General features: G+C 63.7%; 7 protein-coding genes. 1 reads left to right on the top strand and 6 read right to left on the bottom strand.

All coding sequences use genetic code 11. The annotated features are described in order from the left end of the window. Nucleotides 1-2,330 (bottom strand): DEAD/DEAH box helicase (locus Q4P21_RS15215; RefSeq protein ID WP_303389574.1); only part of this gene is annotated, 2,330 nt, incomplete at its 3' end. A 285-nt stretch (nt 2,331-2,615) separates the two neighbouring features. Here Q4P21_RS15215 and Q4P21_RS15210 point away from each other — a divergent pair. After that, entirely contained in the window at nt 2,616-3,128 is a 513-nt protein-coding gene (locus tag Q4P21_RS15210) for a hypothetical protein (RefSeq protein ID WP_303389573.1), read from the top strand. Here Q4P21_RS15210 and Q4P21_RS15205 read toward each other — a convergent pair. The 5 genes from Q4P21_RS15205 to Q4P21_RS15185 form a co-directional block, all read right to left on the bottom strand. After that, the gene (locus Q4P21_RS15205; RefSeq protein ID WP_303389572.1) at nt 3,125-3,814 is read right to left on the bottom strand and encodes a DUF4232 domain-containing protein; all 690 of its coding nucleotides are present in this window, start codon (nt 3,812-3,814) and stop codon (nt 3,125-3,127) included. The genes Q4P21_RS15210 and Q4P21_RS15205 overlap by 4 nt on opposite strands. A gap of 177 nt (nt 3,815-3,991) precedes the next feature. Continuing rightward, entirely contained in the window at nt 3,992-4,699 is a 708-nt protein-coding gene (locus tag Q4P21_RS15200) for a YcnI family protein (protein WP_303389571.1), read from the bottom strand. A gap of 64 nt (nt 4,700-4,763) precedes the next feature. After that, entirely contained in the window at nt 4,764-5,411 is a 648-nt protein-coding gene (locus tag Q4P21_RS15195) for a hypothetical protein (RefSeq protein WP_303389570.1), read from the bottom strand. A gap of 28 nt (nt 5,412-5,439) precedes the next feature. Next, nucleotides 5,440-7,077 carry a cell wall metabolism sensor histidine kinase WalK gene (locus Q4P21_RS15190; RefSeq protein ID WP_303389569.1) on the bottom strand — a complete coding sequence of 546 codons (1,638 nt, stop codon included), beginning with the start codon at nt 7,075-7,077 and terminating at the stop codon, nt 5,440-5,442. Next, the gene (locus tag Q4P21_RS15185) at nt 7,068-7,799 is read right to left on the bottom strand and encodes a response regulator transcription factor (RefSeq protein ID WP_303389568.1); all 732 of its coding nucleotides are present in this window, start codon (nt 7,797-7,799) and stop codon (nt 7,068-7,070) included. Before Q4P21_RS15185 ends, Q4P21_RS15190 begins: the two co-directional genes overlap by 10 nt. Between the last annotated feature and the right edge of the window lie 71 nt (nt 7,800-7,870).

Here is a 7,870-nt window from a genome sequence, read left to right as displayed (position 1 = left end):
GCGGCGACGGCGAGCGCCCACGGTGCATGGACGGGCATGCCGAAGGGGCTGTGCAGCACTACCCGCCAGTCGCCGAGCTCGTCGTGGAAGCGTTCCACCATGAGGGTTTTGTCATCCGGGACCTGGGTGGTGGCGGCTTTCTGCTCGTCCAGGTAGCCGAGGAGGTTGTTGGCGGCCCATTCGTCAAGGCCCGTGGCGGTGCAGCGGGCCAGGGCCCTTTTACGCGGTGCTGCACTGATTTCCCGGATGAATGCACCCAGCGCCCTGCCCAACTCCACCGGGCGGCCCAAGGAATCCCCCTTCCAGAACGGGAGTTTCCCGGGTTGGCCGAAGGCGGGGGAGACCAGCACCCTGTCAAAGGTGATGTCTTCAATTTTCCAGCTCGTGGCGCCGAGTGCGAAGACGTCACCAACTCGGGATTCGTAGACCATCTCCTCGTCGAGTTCGCCCACGCGCCGCCCACCCTTGGCAGCCTTTCCGGCTCCTGACTCTTCGGAACCAACAATGAACACGCCAAAGAGCCCGCGGTCCGGAATGGTCCCGCCGGACGTGACGGCGAGCCGCTGCGCTCCGGGGCGTCCTGTGATGGTGCCGGCGGTTCTGTCCCAAATGATGCGGGGGCGCAGTTCGGCGAACTCGTCCGAGGGGTAGCGGCCGGCCAGCAAATCCAAGGTGGCCTCGAACGCGGAGCGTGGCAGGGCCAGAAACGGTGCGCTGCGCCGCACTGTTTCAAACCAGACATCAACATCCAATGGCTCCAATGCCGTGGCAGCCACCGTCTGCTGGGCCAGGATGTCCAGCGGGTTGGCCGGGATGGACAGCGGTTCGATCTGACCTGCCAGCATCCGCTCCACCGTGACGGCCGAATGCAACAGGTCGGCACGATGCTTGGGGAAAAGGATCCCCTCTGAAATTTCCCCCACCTGGTGCCCGGCACGGCCCACTCGCTGCAGCCCGCTGGCCACCGACGGCGGGGACTCCACCTGGATCACCAAATCGACGGCCCCCATGTCGATGCCCAACTCCAAGCTGGACGTGGCCACCACAGCACGTAGCCGCCCGGACTTCAGATCGTCCTCAATCAGTGCGCGCTGTTCCTTGGACACGGAGCCGTGGTGCGCCTTCGCCAGTACATTTGCTGCCCCGGACACCGAACCAGCCTGCGCCATCATCTCCGCAGGCAACCTGGCGGGGGTCGGGGGACGAGGGGGCGTCGTGGGAGTCGGGACGTTGAGGGACAGCTTGCTGGGGGACCGGGTATTAGTGCGCCACCCAGTGTCGGAGGGGGCGCCGTCGTGCGTGTCATCACGTTCGTGCGTGGCTGAAGCCTCTTCGAACGCTGCCAGCTCCAGGCGCTCGGCATAGATTTCATTGAGTCGTCCGGTGAGCCGCTCGGCCAGTCGGCGGGAGTTGGCGAAGATGATCGTGGACTTCTTGGCCAGCACGGCGTCAACAATCTTCTCCTCCACATGCGGCCAGATGGACGTGCTGGGCTGGAGTGCCGGTGGCGGGTCCGCGTTTGGGTCGGTACTGTGGCCGGAGACCAGGGCTGGCAGCTCGGTCATGTCGGCCACGGGCACGGTGACGCGCAGGTTCCAGTTTTTGGCGCTGGGCGGGGCCACGATGGTCACTGGCGCATTGCCGCCCAGGAAGCGTGCCACGGCGGAATGCGGTTCCACCGTGGCTGAGAGGCCGATGCGCTGGGCAGGGGTTTCCAGCAGGACGTCCAGACGCTCAAGGGAAAGCGCCAAATGGGCCCCGCGCTTGGATCCTGCAACTGCGTGCACCTCATCGATGATGATCGTGTGGACGTCGGTGAGGGTTTCGCGGGCTTTGGACGTCAGCATCAAATACAGCGACTCCGGCGTGGTGATGAGAATATCCGGAGGGTGGCTGAGCATGCGTCGTCGTTCAGCGGCGGGGGTGTCACCGGAGCGCACCCCGACGCTGACCTGCGGGGCGTCCAGACCAAGCCGGCTGGCGGTCTGCATGATACCTATCAGCGGTGCGCGCAGATTGCGTTCCACATCGACGCCGAGAGCTTTCAACGGCGAAATGTACAGGACGCGGGTGCCTTGTTTCGTGGGGGAGGGTGTGCCGGCCCTGGCGATCAGCCCGTCCAAGGCCCAGAGGAACGCCGCGAGCGTCTTACCGGAACCGGTAGGTGCCACGACCAGCGAGTGTGCACCTCCGGCAATGGCCGCCCACGCGCCTGACTGGGCTGGGGTTGGGGCGCCGAACGCGCCAAGAAACCATTCGCGCGTGGGAGCTGCGAACTCGTTCATGGCGGTGTTGGAGGTGGTTTCCTGCACGGCTCCATCATGCCGCATGTCACCGACATTGTGGCACTGCCCATGGAAGAAATGTGGCGTACCGAGTCATGGAGCCAACAAAAATGTGAGTGCTGTCCGTGAGTGCCCGTGACTGGCGGTAATCTAGCTGTAGGAGTGGCAATGGATGCCGTTGCTGGTCCGTTGCAATAGTCTTGCCCGGCGATGCCTCCAACACCTGGAACGGGAAGGACGGCAAGCGCAGTGCGGACTCGACACGTGGGAAACAATTGGTTTCCCTTGCTTTGTTTGTCGCTACTTTTTTTGTTCTCCGGAGCCATCAGCATGATGGCTGAACGGGGCAACGGCGTGGATGCGCCCTTCTTCGTGGCGGGCTCCCTGCTGGCCGGCGCGTTGAGCGGCCTCTGGCTGTGGCGGAACCCTTCATGGCTCTTGGCCCCGCGAAACCACTACTTGTACCTGGTTGGCGGCACCGCTGCCGGCATTATTCTCAGTGCGCTCATACCTTTCCTGCACGGGGCTGGGCCATGGCTTGTGCTGGGTGCCGGACTAGTTGTGTACGGCTACTTTGAACGGTTTCGGCTGCTCATGACCGCGGGTGGCGCCTTGGCCTTCACGGGACTGCTGGCCATGGTCATCCACGCAGATGTGTGGGGTGGGGCGCTGCACCTGCTGACCACCGGAGTGCTGGCCTTTGCCGCCAACAAGCTTTACGAGTTGCGCCACGGCAGACGCCGGGAATCCCTGGACAGCCCGCCCGACTTCATCGGCTCCTTTGAAGAGTTCGACGAGGAAGAACCAGTTCAGTTCCTCACTTTGCCCAGAGGCAGACGCTAGGGCTGGAACGCGCCAATGCTCAGCAACTTGATGTCGGCATTGCTGCACGCGATCAGCGGGTGGGGGATTTCCAAGCTGTCGTAGGCGCTGGGCGGATACACCAGAATTGAATCTGCCTGAACGCGCAGGCAGGCCGCCTGATAGTTGTCCGCTTGCGTGTAGCGCAGAACCGCGGTTGCACTCTGCCCAGGGGCCAAAGTGATGGGCCCGGAGGACGGTGCCAAGGGGTCACGTTCCGCCGGAGCACCGATGGGCGTGCTGGTGCCGGCCAGCACCATGGACACTCCTGGGTAGCCGTCCAAGATGCAGTTGGTGCTGGAGCTGTTGGACAGAATCAGCTTCATGTAAATGTGCCCAGCTGTGCCGCCGCCCGTATCATCCAGGATGCCCGTTAACGACGCTGCCGTGCACAGTGCTACTACCGGGTTTGCTGGCGCACTGCTGGCAGAGGCGGGGGCGGTGCTGGCCGGGGACGACGTCGGTGCCTCAGCTGACGCGGATGCCGCCGTTGCGCTCGCCGTTGTGTCAGCGGTATTGCTTGTGCTGGCCTGTGGGGTGGTGGCCCCGTCGGAGGAGTTTCCCGGGCCGCAGGCAGCCAATGAGGCGCCAAGCCCAAGCACGGCGATCAGGGCAAACAGCCTTTTAGAAGAGCTTCGCTTGGCAAGGTCCCGCAGCGATGTAGTCATGGCACCACTGTTCCGCTCCTAGTTTCCAGAGTCAACTAGTCCAGCAGCCAAAAATGAAGCAGAAACCGGCCCGGCACAGCCGCACCTTCCCTGCACATGCGTGGATTCCCGGCTTGAACGCGGTTCATAAACCACGAACAAGCCGGAAAGCCACGTTTGTGCAACGATTCAGCGAGGTTACGCCTTGCGGCCGGTGCGCAGGAACGCCAAGCCACCCAAGATCAGCCCTGCCAGCCCGGCGCCCAGGCCCACCCAGGCAGCCCAGGAGGTGCCGCCGTCGTCCGTGGTGTGTGCGGCAGCCTCGGTGGACGCCGTGGCATCATGTCCGCCGTGCCCGTCGCCGGCCACCGCCGCACTGACAACAAATGCGGGTGCCGGCGCGTTCACGGAGTCGTGGTCGGCCCCGGCAGCCGGGATTTCCTTCCAGTCGGTCTGGCCCACTTCACACTTCTGCAGCGTGGGGAAGTTCAAGGTGGTCCCGGCGGCCTCGGGTAGCTGCACGGACAGGGTGAAGGCGTCACGCTCGTGGGCGTCCAGCGGGGTTTTGGCAGTGTACGTAATGGAGGAGACGCGTTCGCTGATCTTGCTGCCGTTGGCCAGTGTGCGCGGGGAGTCGAACTTCTCCATCGTCTTGCTGATGGCCCAGTTCGGGTTGACGGTGGGCGTGGCGTCGTTGAGTTCCTCAGGCAGTGTGATGGTCACGGCCGTGGTGGGTGAGCCGTCGCAGCCGTGGCCCACGGAAAAGGTGACAAGCGAGTACGCGCCGGCTCCGGTTTCAGTAGGGGTGGCGGTGACGTGGGCGGATGCGGCACCGAGGCCAAGCATCATCAATCCGGCGGTGGCCCCGATGGCGGCGGTGGACTTGAGGGTACGGGAAAAACGCATGGGTGGAACCTTTCGAAAGGGCAAGAATGCAGGGAGGGGCACCCTGCGAGGTTTTCGAAGGGCGCTAAGCGGGGACGACTGCCGAGAGGGGAGGCCCGCGGCGGGTGTCGGGGCGTTGATTGCGCCACGGTATACAGGGCAGGGGGTGCGAAATAATACCGGGTCGCGGACTGTGTGTTGGTGGGAGGAGAACCGCGGCGGCACGTTCGTATAGAGGCCGCAGCCAGCCGGCGAGAGACCAGAGAGCATTTTCACCATAGGCCAACAGACCGGCGGCAACCAGGGTGGCGGCAATGTGTGCAACCAGCATCCATCCGGACATGTGCGCTGCGTGGCCGAGAACTGCCATGCCGGGAGCGCCCGCCATGCTGGCAGCGGACATCACGGCAGAGGCGTGGGCTTCAGCGGACATTACATGCTGGTCGAGGGCCTCGGTGCCCGGAGCTGCAATGGGTGCGATGCCGTGTGAGAGCGTTTCAAATCCTTGGTGCAGAACAAGCTGGCTGCTGGCCAACAAGGCGACCATGACAGCCGGTGTCAGCCGAAACTTGGTGGCAATACTGGAGCACAGGATGTGCAGGGCAAGGATGGCCGCCATGATGGCCGGAGCCGGGAGGGCACCACCACCCAACAAGTGTGCGCCGGAAGCCAGGCCCAGAATCGTGGCGCCAACCAAAATAGTTCGAAGCAGCCTGAAAGGAGAGAACGGCACTCTGCTCCCTTCGACGTAGCCAACCTCGCTAGTTTATCCGGGAAGCTCCATGCTTTGCATCTTCTACTGCGCTGGGTTGCGCGCCTGCCGTGGTGCCTGCCGTGGCGACTGCGGCTAGTCCGGGTAGCCGCACAGAAAACATGGTGTTGCCCGGCGTGCTGGTGACGCCCACGGTTCCGCCGTGTGAGCGCACGATCGCCTGCACAATGCTCAACCCCAGCCCGGTGCTGCCCGTGGTTCCGGTGCGCGCCTGATCTGCCCGCGAGAACCTGTCAAAGATGATCTCCTGGAAGGAAGGGTCAATGCCGGGGCCGTTGTCGCTGACCTCCAGGACACAGCTGCCATCGGGCTTTTGTGAAAGCCCGGCATGGACGGCAGTACCGGCCGGAGTGTGCTTGGCAGCGTTCCCCAGCAGGTTCAAAATGACCTGGCGCAGAGCCGTCTCGTCGCAGAATGCCTCGACTGGTTCGTCCGGCACCGTGAAGCTCCAGCGGTGATCAGGGGTGGCCACCTGAATGTCACGCACGGCTTCCATAACCAGCGGGCTCATGTTGACGGGGTTGGGCAAAACCTTCATGATCCCGTTCGTGGAAGCAGCACCATTGGCGGCGCCACCGTCGGCTTGTTGGACTTCATCCAACCGGGCTAGGGTCAGCAGATCCTCCACCAGCCGACTCATCCGCACCGACTGGTCCTGCACGCGCCGCAGCGCCACCTGGCCGTCGGGACTCAGCGGCTCCGTCATGGAAAGCAGTTCGGCGTAGCCGCGAATCGCCGTCAACGGGGTGCGGAGCTCGTGGCTGGCGTCGGCGACAAAGCGCCGCAGCTTCGTTTCGCTGTGCTGGCGGGCTTCCAAGGCGTGCGAGACGTTCTCCAACATGGCGTTGAACGCGTTGCCCACATTCCCTACTTCGGTGCCTGGGTGCGACACCGCGTCCGGGACATGCGCGCTCAAGGCGACCTCTCCGGCGTCGAGCCTCAACGCGGCAACCTTCGTGGCGGTCTCTGAAAGCTGCTCCAACGGCCGCATGTTCCGGCGGATGATGATGGTCCCCAGCCACCCCAGCGCTGCGAGTCCGGCCAGTGAGACAAGGATGATCGAGAGCACCAGGGCGGAGAGGGTTTGATGCGTGGTGGCCAGCGGTAGGCCGGTGATGAGGGTGTCGCCGTCGGGTGTGGGGCGGGCCTGGAGCCGGTACTCGCCAATGGAGAGGTCCTTGCTGCGCAGTTGGCCGTTGATGGGCAGCGAGGCGAGGGTTTCGGCATCGGTCGTGGTGAGCTGCTGGCGTGTGCCAGTGCTGGACAGCATCCCCGCATAATGCACGACGCCGTTGCTCAAGACCGCGCTGAGCTGGCCGGCGCTCGTGGCCCGGGCATTGAGGGGGTCGGGCTGGGTGCCGTTGGAGTTGGCGTTGGTATAGAACGCGATGGTACGCCCGGTGGCTTGTTGCACGGACGTGTCCAACTGGTTGTTCAACGTGACGCTCAAGGTGGTGTAGCTGACGAAGCCCACCAGCGCGCAAATCACTGTCAACAGGGCTACCATGACGGCGACGAGACGGGTGCTCAGGAGCCAGGTGCCCGGGTGCAGCGCCTTGCGCAGCCCGGCGCGGGTGGCAGGGGTCGTGGGCTTGGCGGTTTTTTGCGAGGAGGGTTTTAGAGACATGGCTTGATCACGTAGCCGGAGCCCCTGACGGTGTGGATCATGGGTTCGTCAGTAGCGTCGATCTTCTTGCGGAGGTAGGAAATGTACAGTTCGACGATGTTGCTTTGGCCGCCGAAATCGTAGTTCCACACCCGTTCAAGGATGCGCGCCTTGCTCAGGACGTGGCGGGGGTTTTCCATCAGGAATTTCAACAACTCAAACTCCGTCGAGGTGAGGGGGATATCAACGCCGCTGCGTTGGACGTTCTTGGTGTCTTTGTTCAGCGTCAGATCTCCAACGGTGAGCAGGGCGAACTGCGGTGCGGTGACGCCGGAGCGCTGCACGATCCGGTGGAGACGCAGCAGCACTTCCTTCATGCTGAAGGGCTTCGCGACGTAGTCGTCGCCCCCGGCTTTCAGACCCGCTACCTTGTCTGCAACGGCGTCCTTGGCTGTCAGGAACAGAGCCGGCACGTCAGGGTGAATGGCGCGGATGCGACCCAGCAGTTCCACGCCGTCCATGCCTGGCATCATGACGTCCAGGACCAGCACGTCGGGGTTGAATTCCCGGGCAATCTTTAATGCAGCCAAGCCGTCATGGGCTACGGCCACGTCCCAGCCGCTGATTTCCAAGCCCCGGCGCATCAGGTCGGCCAGCTCCGGTTCGTCGTCCACCACAAGGGCACGGATGGGTTCGCCGTCGGCCCGGGTGAGCTTGGGGAGTGCTGCAGCGCGTGGTTCCATGACCTGATTATCTGACACTTGTCATGTGGGGCGCTGTGCAGTTCCTGAGCGTTGTCTGTGACCTACAATAA

The sequence above is a fragment of the Arthrobacter sp. genome (assembly GCF_030540645.1).
GTDB lineage: Bacteria > Actinomycetota > Actinomycetes > Actinomycetales > Micrococcaceae > Specibacter.
This window is presented reverse-complemented; position numbering and strand designations above follow the sequence as displayed.